We start from the raw sequence: 16035 nt of genomic DNA, 5'->3' as shown, positions 1-16035 counted from the left end.
GATGACGCCGCGCGGGTCCCGGTGGACAGCGGAGCGCCGGGCGGCGGGACGGGGATCAGCGCTCCCGGGGCGCGAGCGCCTCGAGGACCTCCTCGTGCAGCAGCGAGTTCGTCGCCACCGCATTGCCGCCGAACGGTCCCGGCTCCCCGTCCAGCGAGGTGAAGCGGCCGCCGGCCTCGGTGACGATCGGGACCAGCGCGGCCATGTCGTGCGCCTTCAGCTCGGGCTCGCAGGCGACGTCGACGGCGCCCTCGGCCACGAGCATGTAGGACCAGAAGTCGCCGTAGGCGCGGGTGCGCCAGAAGCGCCGCATGAGGTTCAGCATCTCGGGCAGCGGCTCGTGGTCCGCCCAGCCGTGCAACGAGGAGTAGGACAGGGAGGCCTCCTCGAGCGTGCTCACGGAGGAGACCTGCGACCGCGTCGCGCTGCTGAGCCGGGAGCCGGTCCAGGCGCCGGCACCCTCGCCGCCCCACCAGCGGCGTCCCAGCGCCGGCGCGGAGACCAGGCCGACCACGGGCCGGCCGTCCTCGATCAGGCCGATGAGGGTGCCCCACACGGGCACGCCGCGCACGAAGTTGCTGGTCCCGTCGATCGGGTCGATCACCCACTGGCGCGGGGACGCGCCGGTGGAGCCGAACTCCTCGCCGATCACCTGGTCCCGCGAGCGGGAGCGGGAGAGTTGGGCGCGCACCAGCCGCTCGGCGGCCTTGTCGGCATCGGTGACCTCGGTGAGATCGGGCTTGGTCGAGACCTCGAGGTCCTGCGCCTTGAACCGGGAGGTGGTCAGCTGGTCCACGGCATCGGCGAGCACATGGGCGAGGCGCAGGTCATCGGCGTAGTGGCTGGACATGGGGTCCACGATAGGGTCCCGCGCCCCTGGCGGGCCGCAGCGACGCGGTGCTCAGACGTCCCAGGGGTCGTTGCGGCGCAGAGCTTCGGCCAGGCGCCGGTAGGAGGCCAGGCGCGCGGGACCGGCGGTCCCCGCCTCGCCCCGCTCCACGAGATCGTCGAGGGCGCAGTCGGGCGCGTCCTCGAGGTGGGTGCATCCGCGCGGGCACTGCTCGGCGAGATCGGCGAGGTCGTCGAAGGCGTCCAGCGGCTCGTCGGGGTCCACGTGCCCCAGGCCGAAGGAGCGCACGCCCGGGGTGTCGATCACCCAGCCGTCGTCTCCGGGAAGCCGCATCGCGAGCGCCGAGGAGGAGGTGTGGCGGCCGCGCCCGGTCACGTCGTTGACCACGCCGGTGGCGCGGTCCGCGCCCGGGACCAGGGCGTTCAGCAGGGTCGACTTGCCCACCCCGGAGTGGCCGATCAGCACGCTGATCCGACCCGAGAGACGCTCGCGCAGGCTGCTCGAGGCCGATGATGCCGGGGTGCTCCGGATCCTCCGCCTCCGCGGGGGACTCGCGCCGGGTCACCACGTGCTCGAGCCCGAGCGGAGCGTAGGCGGCGAGGAACTCCTCGGGGGCGCGCAGATCCGCCTTCGTCAGCACCAGCGGCGCGTCGATGCCGGCGACGTAGGCGGCGACCAGGCAGCGGTCGATCATGCCGCCGCGCGGCTCGGGATCGGCCAGCGCCGTCACCATCACCATCACGTCGACGTTCGCGACCAGGGGCCGCTCGGTCGAGTCGTCGTCGTCGGCGCGCGGCGCAGGAAGGAGCCGCGCTCCTGGATCCGCACGATCCGGGCGAGCGTCCCCTCGCGCCCCGAGGTGTCGCCGACGAGGCCGACGAGATCGCCGGGGACAACGGGGGAGCGGCCGAGCTCCCGGGCACGCATCGCAGTGACCGCGCGCTGATCCTCGGTGCCCTCGCCGACGACGGTGCGCCAGCGGCCGCGGTCCACGGACACCACGCGAGCCGTGATCGCGTCCTCGTGCTTGGGACGGTCCTTCGTCCGGGGGCGGGAGCCGCGTCGGTTCGGGCGCACCCGCACGTCGGACTCGTCGAAGTCGCGGACGGACCGCCTCACCACGAGGTGCCCTCCTTGCCCCGCGCTGGCCCGGGCGCACCGTGCCAGGGCGACCCGTGCCGGGGCGCACCCGACCCTCGCGGCACGAGGCTCACGCGTCGTCCTCCGCCGGCTCGGGGTGGAGCATCGACAGCCACATCCCCACGAAGTCGGGAAGGGTCTTCTGCGTGGTGCCGACGTCGACCACCTGCACGCCGGGGACGCGCAGGCCGATGATCGCGCCGGCGGTCGCCATGCGGTGGTCCTCGTAGGTCTCGAAGACGGCGCCGTGCGGCGGGCCCGGCGTGATCACGAGCCCGTCGGGCGACTCCGCGGTGCGGGCGCCGACCTTCGTCAGCTCGGTCGCCAGCGCCTTGAGGCGGTCCGTCTCGTGCCCGCGCAGGTGCGCGACGCCGGTGATCCGCGACGGGGAGTCCGCGAGCGCGGACAGCGCCGCGACGGTGGGGACGAGCTCGCCGACGGCCGACATGTCCGCCTCGATGCCGTGCGGCGCATCCGTGCCGCGCACCACCACCGCCTCGTCCTCGCGCCACACCTCGGCGCCCATCTGCGTCAGCGGCTCCCGGTACGCGTCGCCGGGCTGGGTGGTGGTCTCCGGCCAGTCGTCCACCGCGATCGTGCCGGCGGTGACCATCGCCGCCGCCAGGAACGGCCCGGCGTTGGAGAGGTCCGGCTCGACGACGACCTCGAGCGGACGGATCGGGCCGCACGCGACTCTCCAGGAGTGACGGCCCTCGGCGTCGACCTCGTGCGAGGCGTCGACCCCGGCGCGGCGCGCGTCTCCAGGGTCATGTCGATGTGGGGCAGGGAGGGGAGCTCCTTCCCGACATGGACGAGCTCGAGGTCCGTCTCCGCCCGCGCCGCGACCAGCGAAGACGTTGGAGATGAACTGGCTGGAGTCCGAGGCGTCCACCTCGACACGGCCGCCGGGCGCGTGCCCCGGCCGTGCACCGTGAACGGCGACCGGCCCGGCTCGCCGTGCTCGGTCACCTCGACGCCCTGGCCGCGCGAGACCTGCACGACCGCGTCCATGGGCCGCACGAGCGCGGCGTCGTCACCGGTGAAGCGCACGTCGCCGTGGCGCGGCGCCGCCAGCGAGCGGTACGAAGCGCATCACGGTCCCGGCCAGGCCGGTGTGGATCTCGATCGGCTCGGCGGGGTGCTCGCAGGCCGGCGGGATCGGGGAGACGTGCGGCCTCCGTCGCGCACCTCCAGCACTGCGCCGAGCCGCTCGAGCGCATCGCGCATCAGCCGCGTGTCGCGGGAGACGAGCGCGCCGCGCGGCGTGGACGGCTCGCTCGCCGCGGCGGCGAGCAACATCCAGCGTGCGGTGAGGGACTTCGACCCGGGGACCCGCACCAGGGCGTCGACCGGCTGGTCGGCGACCGGTGCGTTCCACAGCACCTCGGAACCCACGGAGATCAGCCGTGCTGGCCGGCGAGTCGCTTCTGGGCGGTGGAGACGGTGCCCTTGGCCTTCTTCTCCACCTTCCCGGCCTTCTTCTCGAGCTCGCGCCGCTTCTGCGCGGCCTTCTTCTGGTCGCGCTCGACGAACTTGTTCGCCCGGTAGCCGAGTGAGGGGCGGCCGTCGTGGTCGACGACGGCCAGGAGCACGCCGCCCAGCAGGCCGGCGTCGGTGAGGATGGACTGCACCTCGGCGACGAGCTCCTCGCCGCGCGACTCCCAGACCTTCTTCCGGCCGGCCCAGCCGACGGAGGTGGTCACGAGCAGGGCCGCGGCGGCGGCGCGGGGCGCGCGGTTGGTCGCGTAGAGGACGCCGGCGCCCGCGGCGACGACGCCGGCGGCGCGCACCACGGCGCGGGAGTCGACGAAGCTCGGCGCAGAGCTCTTGGACAGCGCCGAGTCGACCGCGTCGAAGGCCTGCGGGTAGACGTCGATCTCGCGCTCGGGGCGGAGCGCGGTGCGCACGCCCTCGAAGACGAAGGGGGCGGCGAGCAGCGGTCGTGCGATTCGGCGGACCAGGGCCATGGTGTCCTCACGTTCTGAGCAGGTGTCGACGGTCCGGTGATCAGCCCTGTCGGGAAGATCACCGCCACCCACACTACCGCCCGAGGAACATCCCCCATGCCCAACGCGTTGCACCGGACGGTGCGGACACGGTTCCGCGCCCCCGTCGGAGCCCCGACGGGACGGTCGATCACGCCGGCGGGTGCCGGGGAGGGAGCGGCGCATGACGACCGGACTGCTGGAGCGCGCCCCCGCGATCCCGGGTGGCGTAGGTTTGGGGATGATGACGCAGACACAGCCCACCTCCGACCACGGGACCGGCCTGCCCTCCGCGGAGCGACCCGATCCCGCGGCGGACTTCGACTTCGAGACCGAGGCGCTCTCGCACCTGGACTCCCTCTACGGCGGCGCGGCGCGGATGACCCGCAACCCGCACGACGCCGAGGACCTGGTCCAGGACACCTTCGTCAAGGCGTTCCGCGCTCAGGACCGCTTCACCCCGGGCACGAACATGCGGGCGTGGCTGTACCGCATCATGACCAACAGCTACATCTCGAGCTACCGCAAGCGGCAGCGCCGCCCCAAGGAGGCCTGGACCGACGCGGTCGAGGACTGGCGGCTCGCGGAGGTCTCGAGCCACTCGAGCACGGGCCTGCGCTCGGCGGAGGCCGAGGCGCTGGACCACCTGCCGGACTCCGCGGTCAAGGACGCACTGTCCGAGCTGCGAGAGGACTACCGCATGGCGGTGTACCTCGCCGACGTCGAGGGCTTCGCCTACAAGGAGATCGCCGAGATCATGGACACGCCGATCGGCACGGTCATGTCCCGGCTCCATCGCGGGCGGCGCCAGTTGCGCGAGAAGCTCACCGATCATGCCCGGCGCACGGGCTTCCTGCGTGCGCGACCCTCGGCGGGGGACGCCGCCGACGACACCGGAGCCGACACCGCGGACCGGGAGGAGGAGCGATGACCCAGGACGACCGCGCGATGCGCGAGACCTCGACGCGCGAGACGGCGACCGGCTCGACGCGCGACATGAGCTTCGGGCTCGAGGAGGCGCTCGACGGCGAGCTCCCCCGCGAGACCGTCGAGCGGATGCGCCGCCACACCGACGACTGCCCCGAGTGCGCCGACGAGTGGGAGCGCCTGCGCCGGCTGAAGGAGCTGGTGCGCCGCAGGCTGCGCGGACCGCGCCCCCTCCGACCTGCGGGCCCGCATCGCCGACACGTGCCGCACCATCACGGTGACCGCCACCAGCACGAGCACGACCACCGGGGCTGACGGCTCCACGGTGCGAGTCACCCGTTCGACGACCACCCGCCGCACCCTGCCCCCGGGCTGAGCCGCGGGGCGTCGGCTCCGTCCCCGAGCATGGCGAAGGGCTCCTCCCATCGGGAGGAGCCCTTCGGCATGTCGCCATCGGCGACGGCGCGGTCAGCTGTTGGGCCGCTTGCCGCGATTCGCGCTGTTCTTGCGGCGAGCCTTGCGCTTGCGTCCTCGCTTGCTCATCACGCTCTCCTTCCTTCACCCGGAATGAACCCGTCGATCATGCCATATCGGAGGCTTTGCGCGGAGCCCCGTCCGAGCCCCTCTCAGCACCTGAGTCGGACCTCACCCGCCCGCGCCCCGGGCCGGCCGGCCGCTTCCTCGCGCGAAGAGACCGAGCGGCAGGTTCGGACCGGTGTCAAGCAGAGATACCGGTCCGAACCTGCCGCTGAGTCGACCCACCCGACGGGGTCAGCGGGAGGTGCCGAGCCAGGATCCGAAGCCGCTGTGCGGCACCAGCCAGGCGATGAGGCCGTAGCCGGTCTGGCCGGGGTGGTCGCCGGCCGAGCGGGCGAGGTCGCTCTCCCACTGGTCGTGGCCCACCAGTCCGCCGACGGTGTCGACGTAGGGGATGCGGCGCCGCGCGCAGACGTCCTCGAAGGCACCGGAGAGCTCGCGCACCCCTGCGGTGGTGGCCGGGTCGCGGCTCGGGGCGGGGCCCACCACGAAGGCGGGGATCCGCAGACGCTCGAGGCCGTCGAGGATCTTGGCGAGGTTCAGGCGCGAGCGGGCCAGGGAGATCCCGGCCTCGACGTCGGCGCGGCCCATCGCGAGCACCACCCGGTGGTCGACGGAGCCGTCGGCGCGGCCCTGCTCGGAGAAGCGACGCTTGACGTCGGCGTCCCAGCGCTCGGCCAGCTCCGCGGAGGTCTCGCCCGGCGCCGCCGCGGAGAACACGTCGATGCGGCAGTCGGCACCCTGCTCGCTGGCCACGGCCCGGCCCAGCCAGCCCAGCGCTCGGGCGTCGCCGATGCCGGCGAGGAGCTCGTCGCCGAGCGCGATGATCCGGATCCGGGAGCCCGGATCCGGGACGGGCGAAGTGGGCACGGTCTGCACCGGGACCTCCTGGCAGGGGACGGGGTCGGTTCACTCTAACGGCGGCGCGGGCCACGGGCGAACCCGTGGCCCGCGCCGCGGGTCGCTCAGGCCTCGAAGGCGCGGGTGAGCAGATCCTCCTGCTCGGCCTTGTGGACGGCGGTCGAGCCGGTGGCCGGGGAGGCCGAGGCCGGACGGGCCACGACCCGCAGGGTGCGCCCCACCTCGACGGGGAAGTTCATCGCCATGAAGCTCCAGGCACCCTGGTTCTGCGGCTCCTCCTGGACCCACACCAGCGGAGCATCGGGGTAGGCGTCCAGCGTGGTGCGCAGCTGCGCCTCGGGCAGCGGGTAGAGCCGCTCGACGCGGACGATCGCGGTGTCCGTCGCCCCGAGCTTCTCGCGGCGCGCCACGAGGTCCCAGTACACCTTGCCCGAGGCGAGCGGCGACGCGGCGCACGCCGGCCGGGTCCACGGTCGTGTCCGGCAGGACCGGCTCGAAGGTGCCGGAGGTGAAGTCCTCGACCGCGCTGACGGCCGCCTTGTTGCGCAAAGATCGACTTCGGGGTGAAGACGATCAGCGGCTTGCGCGGCTCGGTGAGCGCCTGCCTGCGCAGCAGGTGGAAGTAGCTCGCCGGGGTGGACGGCGCCGCGACCCGCATGTTCTCCTCCGCGCACAGCTGCAGGAAGCGCTCGATGCGGGCGGAGGAGTGGTCCGGCCCCTGGCCCTCGTAGCCGTGCGGCGGCGAGCATGACCACGCTCGAGTTCTGGCCCCACTTCTGCTCGGAGGCGGAGATGAACTCGTCGATGATCGTCTGGGCGCCGTTGACGAAGTCGCCGAACTGCGCCTCCCACAGCACCAGCGAGTTCGGACTCTCCACGGAGTAGCCGTACTCGAAGCCCAGCGCCGCGAACTCCGAGAGCGAGGAGTCGTAGACGTTGAAGCGTGCCTGGTCGTCACTGAGATAGGACAGCGGGGTCCAGGTGTCGCCGCTCTCGTGGTCGATCAGCACGCTGTGACGCCGCACGAAGGTGCCGCGGCGCGAGTCCTGGCCGGCCAGGCGCACCCGGTGGCCCTGCATCAGCAGGGAGCCGAAAGCGAGCGACTCGCCGTAGGCCCAGTCGATCCCGCCCCGCGAGGACATCTGCGTGCGGCGCTCGAGCACCTGGCGCGGCTTGGGGTGGACGGTGAAGGACTCGGGGACCTCCGCATGCGCCTGCCCGATCCGCGCCACGACCGACGCGTCGACCGCGGTGACGGCCTGTTCGGGCGCGTCGCCGCCCTCTTCGCGCCTCCGGCAGGTCCAGGCCCTGCACGTTGGCCTCCGCGGGCTTCGCGGAGGCGGCGTCGGAACGGGTCGAGGCGAAGGCCTCGTCGAGGTGCTCCTGGAAGTTGCGCACCAGGCCCTCGGTCTCCTCCTCGGTGAGGTCGCCGCGCTCGACGAGGGTCTCCATGTACTGCTTGCGGGTGGAGGCCTTCTCGTTGATGAGCTTGTACATCTCCGGCTGGGTCATCGAGGGGTCGTCGCCCTCGTTGTGGCCGCGGCGGCGGTAGCAGACCATGTCGATGACCACGTCGCGGTGGAACTTCTGGCGGTACTCGAAGGCGATCTCGGCGACCCGCACGCAGGCCTCGGGATCGTCGCCGTTGACGTGGAAGATCGGCGACTGGGTCGACTTCGCGACGTCCGTGGAGTAGAAGGACGAGCGCGAGGAGTCCGGCGCCGTGGTGAAGCCGATCTGGTTGTTGATGATCACGTGGATCGTGCCGCCGGTGCGGTATCCGCGCACTCGGAGAGGTTCAGCGTCTCCGTGACCACGCCCTGGCCGGCGAAGGCCGCGTCGCCGTGGAGGAGCACCGGCGGCGACGGGGAACTCCTCGGGGCGCTCGAGGCGGTCCTGCTTGGCGCGGACGATGCCCTCGAGGACGGGGTTGACGGCCTCGAGGTGCGAGGGGTTGGCCGCGAGGTACACCTTGGTGGACTTCCCGTCGTGGGAGGTGTAGGTGCCCTCGGTGCCCAGGTGGTACTTCACGTCACCGGAGCCGAGCTTCTCGCCGTAGTTGCCCTCGAACTCCTGGAAGATCTGGCCGTAGCTCTTGCCGGCGAGGTTGGAGAGGACGTTCAGGCGCCCGCGGTGCGACATGCCGATGGCCACCTCGTCCAGACCCTCGTGGGCGGCGCCGTGCGACACCGTGTCGAGCATCGGGATGACGGCCTCCCCGCCCTCGAGGGAGAACCGCTTCTGGCCGACGAACTTCGTCTGCAGGAAGGTCTCGAACGCCTCGGCGGCGTTGAGGCGGTCCATGATGTGGGTCAGCTCTGCCTTGTCGAAGGGCTCGCGGGGGGTCTCCATCCTGTGCTGGATCCAGGCGCGCTCCTCCGGGTCGGAGATGTGCATGTACTCCACGCCGATGGTGCGGCAGTACGCGTCGCGCGAAAGACGCCGAGGATGTCCCGCGGCGTCATCTGGTCCTTGCCGCCCACGCCGCGGGTCGGGAAGGTGCGGTCGAGGTCCCACAGCGTCAGGCCGTAGGTCTCCACGTCGAGGTCCGGATGGTTGCGCACCTTGTACTGCAGCGGATCGGTGTCCGCCATGAGGTGGCCGCGCACGCGGAAGGAGTGGATCAGGTCCATCACCCGGGCCAGGCGCTCCGAGGTGGTGAGGCGGAAGGGGTTGTCCGGCACCCAGCGCACGGGCTGGTAGGGCAGGCGCAGCGAGGCGAAGACGCGGTCGTAGAAGCCGTCCTTGCCCAGCGGCTTGTCCGCCATCCGCTTGAGGAACTCGCCCGAGGCGGCGCCCTGGATGATGCGGTGGTCATAGGTCGAGGTCATCGTCATGACCTTCGAGACGGCGAGCTCGGCGAGGGTCGCCGGGCTCGCGCCCTGGAACTGGGCGGGGTAGTCCATCGCGCCGACGCCCACGATGACGCCCTGGCCCTTCATCAGGCGGGGGATCGAGTGGACGGTGCCGATGCCGCCGGGGTTGGTCAGCGAGACGGTGGTGCCGGTGAAGTCGTCCATCGTCAGCTTGCCGGCACGGGCCTTCTTGACGACCTCCTCGTAGGCCTTCCAGAAGCCGCGGAAGTCGAAGCGCCGCGCCGCCTTGATGTTCGGCACCACGAGGCCGCGGGAGCCGTCGGGGCGGGGCATGTCGATGGCGAGGCCGAAGTTGACGTCCTGGCGCTTGAGCAGGAGCGGCTTGCCCTTCTCGTCGACGTCGAAGCCGTTGTTCATGTCGGTGATCTCGGTGACCGCCTCGACCATCGCCCAGCCGATCAGGTGGGTGAAGGAGACCTTGCCCGCGCGGTGGCGCTTGAGGTGGTTGTTGATCACGATGCGGTTGTCGAACAGGAGCTTGACCGGCACGTCGCGCACAGAGGTCGCGGTCGGGACGGTCAGGGATTCGTCCATGTTCCGCACCACGGCGGCGGCCGGGCCGCGCGCGGCTTCGTGGGCTCCGGCTCGTGCGGCTCGACCGCGGGGATCTGCGCGGTGGTCGTGGGGACCTTGGCCGGACGGTCGGAGGTCGTGGAGACCGCGGGTGTCCTCGGGGCGGGCGTCGAGGTGGCGTCGTTCACGGCGGGGGATTCCTTCGCGGGCGTTGAGGCGGCCGACGGGGCGGCCGGGGAGGAGGGAGCGGGCGTCGGCGACGGGGCCGGAGCGGGGGTGGAGGCGTCCGGCGTGGACGCCTCGTCCGCGGTGTCGTCGGGGGCGGGCGCCGCATCGGGGGTCGAGGGAGGAGCCGCCACGGGCGGCGTCGTCGCCGCCTCGGAGGTCTGCGGGGTCGGGCCGGGAGCGTCGGGGGCCTCGGTGCGTGCCGAGCTGGTGGAGGCGAAGTGCTCCGCCCAGCTGGGGTCGACGCTCGAGGGGTCCTCCCGCCACTGCTCGCGGAGCGCGTCCACGAGCCACTGATTGGGGCCGAACTCCGCGGAATCGGAGTCCTGTGTCTGCTGTGACACTCTGAGATCGCCAGCCTTCTCACAATCGAGAGATACGGATGGTCCCAGCGTAACGGCCCGCGGGTTCCGGTGCGCGCCGCGGCGCAGGTCGCGCGCAAGACGGGACGCCGGTGGTGGGGGACATCACGCCACCGGGCCGTGATCGGGGATCACGACCCGGATCAGGGAGGAGCGACCCTCCTGCGCTCCGGTGCTGCGGGGGTCGTCCAGCACCTCGATCGTGCCTCCGTGCAGGCCCACCGCCCAGCGCGCGATGGCCAGCCCCAGGCCCGTCCCGCCGGAGGAGTCCGCGGCCCCGCCGCGCTGGAAGCGCTCGAAGACCCGGTCGCGGTCCTCGCGCGCGATGCCGGGGCCCTCGTCGTCGACGTCGATCCGCACGCCGTCGTCCTCCCCGGTGCGGGAGGCACGGATGTGGATGCGTCCGCCGGCGGGGGAGTGGCGGGCGGCGTTCTCCAGCAGGTTGTGGATCACCTGGTGGAGCCGGGCGGCGTCGGCCGCGACGGAGAGGTCCGGCGGGTCGACGTCGACGATCCAGCGCACGTCTCGCCCGCCGGCGGCGAGGGCGGCGGCGTCCACGACCTCGTGGAGGAAGGGGGTCAGCTCGACCCCCTCGAGGTCGAGATGGATCACCCCGGCGTCCAGCCGGGAGAGGTCCAGCAGGTGGTCGACGAGCTGGGAGAGCCGCTCGGTCTCGGTCAGGGCCACCTCGAGCGCGGCAGGATCCGGCTCGGTGACGCCGTCGACGAGGTTCTCCAGCTGGGCGCGCAGGCCCGCGACGGGCGTGCGCGCTCGTGGGAGACGTTCGCGACGAGGTCCCGGCGGGTGCGGTCGGTCTGCTCGAGCTCGGCGGCCATGACGGAGAAGGCCTCGGCCAGTCGCCCCACCTCGTCGCGGCTCGTGGCGCGCACCGGTCCGCTGTAGTCCCCGCGCGCCATCGCCTGGGCGGCCGCGGTCATCTGCCGCAGAGGGGAGGTCATGCCCCGGGCGAGCGGCTGGGTGGAGACCAGCGCGGCGATCACGACCAGCGGCAGGGACAGCAGAGGCTCGATCCCGGCGCGGATGCTCACCTGCGTCAGCGACGCCGCGACGGTCACGCTCACGCCCACCAGGATCCCGAGCTTGACCTTGAAGGAGCGGAAGCGGTCCAGCGGGCGCACGTCGAGCCGCTCGGGGACCCGGCGGCGGGCGTGCGCGCGGCGGCCTCCACGCCTCCGGGGCGGGGCCCGCTCACGAGTCCGAGGTCGGCTCGTGCGGGGTGGGCATCGAGTGCAGGTCCGTCACGGCGCCCTCGGAGCCGGCGGCCGGGGCGTCCTGCTCGGGATCCTCCGGGATCTCGAGCGCGTAGCCGACGCCGTGCACGGTGCGCACGAGATCCGCGCCGAGCTTGCGGCGCGCCGCCTTGACGTGGGAGTCGACGGTGCGGGTGCCGGTCGCGTCGACCCAGTCCCACACGTCGGCGAGCAGTCGCTCGCGGGTGAGCACGGTGCCGGGCGCGTGGGCCAGGCACAGCAGCAGGTCGAACTCGGTGGGCGTGAGATGGGCGGGCACCCCGGCGCGCATCACCCGTCGGCCGGCGCGGTCGATCACGAGGTCGCCGAACTGCGGCGCCTCCTGCTTCTCCGTCTCGCCCGGTGCGGGCGGGCCCGCGCGGCGCACCCGGCGCAGCGAGCGCCTTCAGCCGGGCGACGAGCTCGCGGATGGAGAAGGGCTTGGTCATGTAGTCGTCGGCGCCGACGCCGAGGCCGACGAGCATGTCGGTCTCGTCGTCGCGCGCGGTGAGCATGAGCACCGGGACCGGCTCGTCGGCCTGGATGCGTCGACACACCTCGAGCCCGTCGAAGCCGGGGAGCATCACGTCGAGCACCACGAGGTCCGGGCGCACCTCGGCGACGGTGCGCACGCCGGAGGGGCCGTCGAGGGCGGTGGAGACCTCCCAGCCCTCCGCGGTGAGCCGATCGGCGATCGCGCGGGTGATCGTGGGCTCGTCCTCGATCACCACCACGCGCACGGGCGAGGGGTCGGCGGCTGAGTCGCGGTCCGGGATCGACATGGGGGTCACTCTAGACGGCGTCCCCCGGACGAACACGGAGGCGGAGGGCGCCCCACGACTCCTGCACAGAACTCCCACGGCGCCTGCCGGAACGCTCCCCGGAGGGGCGCGCGGGACCCGGGCGAGTCCGCATCGCAGGCCCGGAACGGCCCGCAGGAGTGACGCGCACCCCTCCCGGGAGCCGCTCCCGTCAAGATCTCCCCACCTTTCAGCCTACATGGCAAAAACTTGGCAATGACCCGGTCGCCTCGCTCGCCCGACGCGCTGACCTGCACCTAGGTTGGTCGACGTTGTTCAGCGGCGCGTACTTCCCCGTCCGGCGTCGCGCACGGGACAGCTGTCGTGCCGGAACCGATGCACGGACGAGACCCGCAGTCGAAATGGAAGAGGATCTCAGGTGGCGAATCATCGCGCTGATGGACGCGCCACGGTGCGCAAGCACCGTGCGGTCGGAGGAACGCACCGCGACCACGCCCTGCCCGCGGGCGCCGTGAAGGCGGGCGTCCTCGGCGTCCTCGCCACCGCCACCATCGCCGCTCCTCTCGCCGCCGCCGCCGCGGGCACCGACGAGGCCGCACCGGCCGAGCCGATCGCCCAGGCTCCCGCCGCCGCACCGCAGGCCGCCGCCGCGATCGCCCCCGTGGCCCTGCCCGGCGCGACCGACGCCGCGGCCGCGACCACCGAGGCCGCCGTCGAGGAGCGCGACGCCGAGGGCGACGCCGCGAGCCGCTCCGAGGAGCGCACCGCCCCCGCCGCCGCGGAGGACCCCGCCGAGGACGAGGTCGAGAGCACCGGCATCGAGGTCTCCGTGCCCGAGCCCGAGCCCGTCGTCACCGAGGCCGCCGCGGGCGCGGAGGGCGCCGACGGCACCGCTTCCGCCGGGGGGACCGACTCCGCCGACGGCGAGGCCGTCGTCGGCGCCGACTCCGGCTACATCCGCCCCTCCTCCGGCGCCATCACCTCCGGCTACGGCGGCCGCGTCCACCCGGTGCTCGGCTACTACAAGGGCCACGACGGCGTCGACTTCGGCGCCGCCTGCGGCGCCCCGGTCAAGGCCGCCAAGTCCGGCACCGTCGTCGCCGTCGAGTACCACCACGCCTCCGGCAATCGCGTGAAGATCGACCACGGCAACGGGGTCGTCACCGGCTACTACCACCTCCAGGGCTTCAACACCTCGGTCGGCGCGACCGTCGCCCAGGGCGACACCATCGGCTACGTCGGCTCGACCGGCCGCTCCACCGGTCGCCACCTCCACTTCGCGAAGATGGACGAGGCGGGCAACTACTCCGACCCGATGTCGCTGCTGCGGTGACCTCCTCCGGCGCGCCCGTCGTCCTCGGGGTGGAGTCCTCCTGCGACGAGACCGGCTTCGGGATCGTCTCGGACGGGGCCCTGCTGGGCCAGGGCCTCGCCTCGAGCGCCTCCCAGCACGCGATGTTCGGCGGCGTCGTCCCCGAGATCGCGGCCCGCGCGCACCTCGAAGCGGTCGTACCCACCCTGCAGATCGCGCTCGAGGACGCGGGCGTCGAGGCCCGCGACATCACCCATGTCGCGGTGACCTCCGGTCCCGGCCTCGCCACCGCCGTCCACGTGGGGCTCGCCGCCGCGAAGTCCATCGCCTGGGCGCTGGACAAGCCTCTGTACGGGGTGCACCACCTCGCCGGCCACGCCGCCGCCGACACCCTCGAGCACGGCCCCCTGCCCGAGCAGTCCATCGTCCTGATCGTCTCCGGCGGGCACACCTCGATCCTCGCTGTCGGCGACCTCGTGCGCGATCCGATCGAGCACCTCGGCGACACCCTCGACGACGCCGCAGGGGAGGCCTTCGACAAGGTCTCCCGCCTGCTGGGTCTCGGCTACCCGGGCGGGCCTGCGATCTCCCGTGCCGCGGTCGGCGGCGATCCCGGCGCCTTCGCCTTCCCGCGTGCCATGCTGCGGCCCGGGGATGCGCCCTTCACCTTCTCCTTCTCCGGACTCAAGACCTCCGTGGCCCGCACCGTGGAGACCCTCGAGCGCGCCGGCGAGCCCGTGCCCGTCGCGGACATCGCCGCCTCCTTCGAGCAGGCGGTCGTCGACGTGCTGGTCACCAAGTCGCTGCGCGCCGTGCAGGAGCGCGGGCTGGGCACCCTCGTCATCGTCGGCGGGGTCGCCGCGAACGCGCGCCTGCGGGCCGTCGCCCAGGAGCGCTGCGACGCCGCCGGGGTCGAGTCGCGCATCCCGCCGCCGCGGCTGTGCACCGACAACGGCGCGATGATCGCCGCGGTCGGCGACCTGCTGGTGCGCTCCGGCGCCGCGCCCAGCGGCCTCTCCATCGCCGCGGACCCCTCGGCCGTGCTCCACGGGGCCCAGCTCCCGCCGCTGCGGTGAGGTCCCTCTCACACCCTCGGTCGCTCGCGCCGCCGACGTGCTCGACCGCCCCCAGGTGTTGCTAGACTCCTGGAGTCCGCCCGCGTAGCTCAGTGGATAGAGCGTCTGCCTCCGGAGCAGAAGGTCGTAGGTTCGAATCCTGTCGCGGGCACCAGATAAGGCCCCTGGTCAGCGGAAACGCCGATCAGGGGCCTTCTTCATGCCTGGACAGAGCGGACAGGTACGCACTGAGGTACGCAATAGGTGAATCGGCCCAGGTTTGATGCCGCCGCTGTTTGAGTCCGAGAGGATGGACAGCATGCCGAAGAAGATCGATCCCCAGCTGCGCGCGAGGTGCGTGCGGCTCGTCAGGGAGCACCTCCAGGAGTACCCCACCTTGACCGCCGCCGTCACCGCGGTCGCTCGGCAGGAAGGCGTCTCGCGGGAGTCCGTGCGGCGCTGGCTCGCGCAGGCCGAGGTCGACGACCGGACCCGCCCCGGCATCACGACCGAGGAGTCTGCCGAGGTCAAGCGCCTGAAAGCAGAGAACAAGCGGCTTCGCGAGGACAATGAGATCCTTCGTCGGGCTTCAATTTTCTTCGCGGGGGAGCTCGACCCCCCGCAACCGTTGATCTGCGCGTTCGTCGACGAGATGCGCACCGAGGGCTATGCAGTCGAGCCGATCCTCCGCGTCCTGCGCCAGCAGGGCCTGAAGATCGCTGCACGCACCTACCGGGCCTGGAAGAGCCCGGTCCGTATCGCGGCCCGCACCGTCACAGACGCCCTGGTCGAGGACAAGATCCGCGACCTCGCCTGGACCATCAACCCCGCCACCGAGCAGGTCCATATGACGCCCGAGGGCCGCTACGGACGTAGGAAGTGGGTCGCGCCGCTCCGCCGCCAGGAAGGCCTCGCAGGCACGTCCCGCGGGGCGGTGGACCGGGCGATGCGGACCCTTGGACTCGAGGGCATCCGGCGGGTGAAGAAGGTCCGCACCACGATCCCTGGCCCGGACGGGAAGCGAGCCGGTGACCTGCTGAATCGTGATTTCACCGCCCCTGCTCCGAACCGGGTGTGGGTCACCGACTTCACCTACGTCCGCACCTGGGCGGTGTTCGTCTACGTCGCGTTCGTCGTGGATGTTTTCGCCCAGCGGATCGTCGGCTGGCACGCCTCCACCTCGAAGCAGGTCGACCTGGTCATGACCCCGCTGCGAATCGCGCTGTGGCAACGCGAGAGGGAAGGAAACCCCGTCTCACCAGGGAACCTGATCCATCACAGCGACGCTGGGACTCAGGGTGGATTCAACTGGTGGACGCAACACCTCAGGTCGAGGAGGGTGTTGATGGGACGACCAGCTGGATGGCTGAAGGAACTCACG

At 72.4% G+C, this 16035-nt stretch carries 10 protein-coding genes, 1 tRNA gene and 5 pseudogenes; 6 read left to right on the top strand and 10 right to left on the bottom strand.

Annotated features, from left to right (window positions below; translation table 11 throughout):
• Positions 1–55: 55 nt before the first annotated feature.
• From hisN to WKH84_RS04080, 5 genes and pseudogenes are all read right to left on the bottom strand, one after another.
• Positions 56–850, bottom strand: coding sequence for a histidinol-phosphatase (hisN, locus tag WKH84_RS04100; protein WP_341855694.1), 795 nt, complete (start codon positions 848–850; stop codon positions 56–58).
• Between the two features lie 51 nt (positions 851–901).
• Positions 902–1972: pseudogene (gene rsgA, locus WKH84_RS04095) on the bottom strand (ribosome small subunit-dependent GTPase A).
• 88 nt (positions 1973–2060) lie between these two features.
• Complete coding sequence (locus tag WKH84_RS04090) at positions 2061–2882, bottom strand: hypothetical protein (RefSeq protein ID WP_341855693.1); 822 nt, start codon at positions 2880–2882, stop codon at positions 2061–2063.
• A pseudogene (locus WKH84_RS04085) lies at positions 2792–3289 on the bottom strand (3-phosphoshikimate 1-carboxyvinyltransferase); the annotation flags it as partial. The pseudogene WKH84_RS04085 and the gene WKH84_RS04090, both read right to left, overlap by 91 nt.
• A gap of 101 nt (positions 3290–3390) precedes the next feature.
• Positions 3391–3957 (bottom strand): hypothetical protein, encoded by a 567-nt coding sequence (locus WKH84_RS04080; protein ID WP_341855692.1) that lies wholly within the window; start codon positions 3955–3957, stop codon positions 3391–3393.
• Between the two features lie 262 nt (positions 3958–4219).
• On the opposite strand from WKH84_RS04080, the gene WKH84_RS04075 reads away from it, so the two are divergent.
• Both WKH84_RS04075 and WKH84_RS04070 read left to right on the top strand, forming a co-directional pair.
• Positions 4220–4906 carry a sigma-70 family RNA polymerase sigma factor gene (locus WKH84_RS04075; RefSeq protein ID WP_341856770.1) on the top strand — a complete coding sequence of 229 codons (687 nt, stop codon included), beginning with the start codon at positions 4220–4222 and terminating at the stop codon, positions 4904–4906.
• Positions 4903–5217, top strand: a complete 315-nt coding sequence (locus WKH84_RS04070; protein WP_341855691.1) for a zf-HC2 domain-containing protein — start codon at positions 4903–4905, stop codon at positions 5215–5217. The genes WKH84_RS04075 and WKH84_RS04070 overlap by 4 nt, the downstream gene beginning before the upstream one ends.
• Before the next feature lie 456 nt (positions 5218–5673).
• On the opposite strand, the gene WKH84_RS04065 is transcribed toward WKH84_RS04070, so the two are convergent.
• The 5 genes and pseudogenes from WKH84_RS04065 to WKH84_RS04045 form a co-directional block, all read right to left on the bottom strand.
• On the bottom strand, positions 5674–6318 hold the full coding sequence (locus WKH84_RS04065; RefSeq protein ID WP_341855690.1) for a GDSL-type esterase/lipase family protein: 645 nt from the start codon (positions 6316–6318) through the stop codon (positions 5674–5676).
• Positions 6319–6404: 86 nt separating this feature from the next.
• Positions 6405–10258: pseudogene (locus WKH84_RS04060) on the bottom strand (multifunctional oxoglutarate decarboxylase/oxoglutarate dehydrogenase thiamine pyrophosphate-binding subunit/dihydrolipoyllysine-residue succinyltransferase subunit).
• Positions 10259–10381: 123 nt separating this feature from the next.
• Positions 10382–11014 carry an ATP-binding protein gene (locus WKH84_RS04055; RefSeq protein ID WP_341856769.1) on the bottom strand — a complete coding sequence of 211 codons (633 nt, stop codon included), beginning with the start codon at positions 11012–11014 and terminating at the stop codon, positions 10382–10384.
• Entirely contained in the window at positions 10954–11415 is a 462-nt protein-coding gene (locus tag WKH84_RS04050) for a HAMP domain-containing protein (RefSeq protein WP_341855689.1), read from the bottom strand. The genes WKH84_RS04055 and WKH84_RS04050 overlap by 61 nt, the downstream gene beginning before the upstream one ends.
• Before the next feature lie 70 nt (positions 11416–11485).
• A pseudogene (locus WKH84_RS04045) lies at positions 11486–12308 on the bottom strand (response regulator transcription factor).
• Between the two features lie 397 nt (positions 12309–12705).
• On the opposite strand from WKH84_RS04045, the gene WKH84_RS04040 reads away from it, so the two are divergent.
• The 4 genes and pseudogenes from WKH84_RS04040 to WKH84_RS04025 form a co-directional block, all read left to right on the top strand.
• Positions 12706–13620 (top strand): M23 family metallopeptidase, encoded by a 915-nt coding sequence (locus tag WKH84_RS04040; protein ID WP_341855688.1) that lies wholly within the window; start codon positions 12706–12708, stop codon positions 13618–13620.
• Entirely contained in the window at positions 13617–14675 is a 1059-nt protein-coding gene (gene tsaD, locus WKH84_RS04035; protein ID WP_341855687.1) for a tRNA (adenosine(37)-N6)-threonylcarbamoyltransferase complex transferase subunit TsaD, read from the top strand. Before WKH84_RS04040 ends, tsaD begins: the two co-directional genes overlap by 4 nt.
• Positions 14676–14753: 78 nt before the next feature.
• A tRNA-Arg gene (locus tag WKH84_RS04030) sits at positions 14754–14829 on the top strand.
• A 108-nt stretch (positions 14830–14937) separates the two neighbouring features.
• Positions 14938–15975: pseudogene (locus WKH84_RS04025) on the top strand (IS3 family transposase); the annotation flags it as partial.
• Positions 15976–16035 lie beyond the last annotated feature (60 nt).

It is taken from the genome of Brachybacterium sp. GPGPB12, from assembly GCF_038396325.1.
GTDB classification, from domain to species: domain Bacteria; phylum Actinomycetota; class Actinomycetes; order Actinomycetales; family Dermabacteraceae; genus Brachybacterium; species Brachybacterium conglomeratum.
Note: the sequence above shows the minus strand (reverse complement) of the source record. Positions and strands in the feature narration are given on the sequence as shown.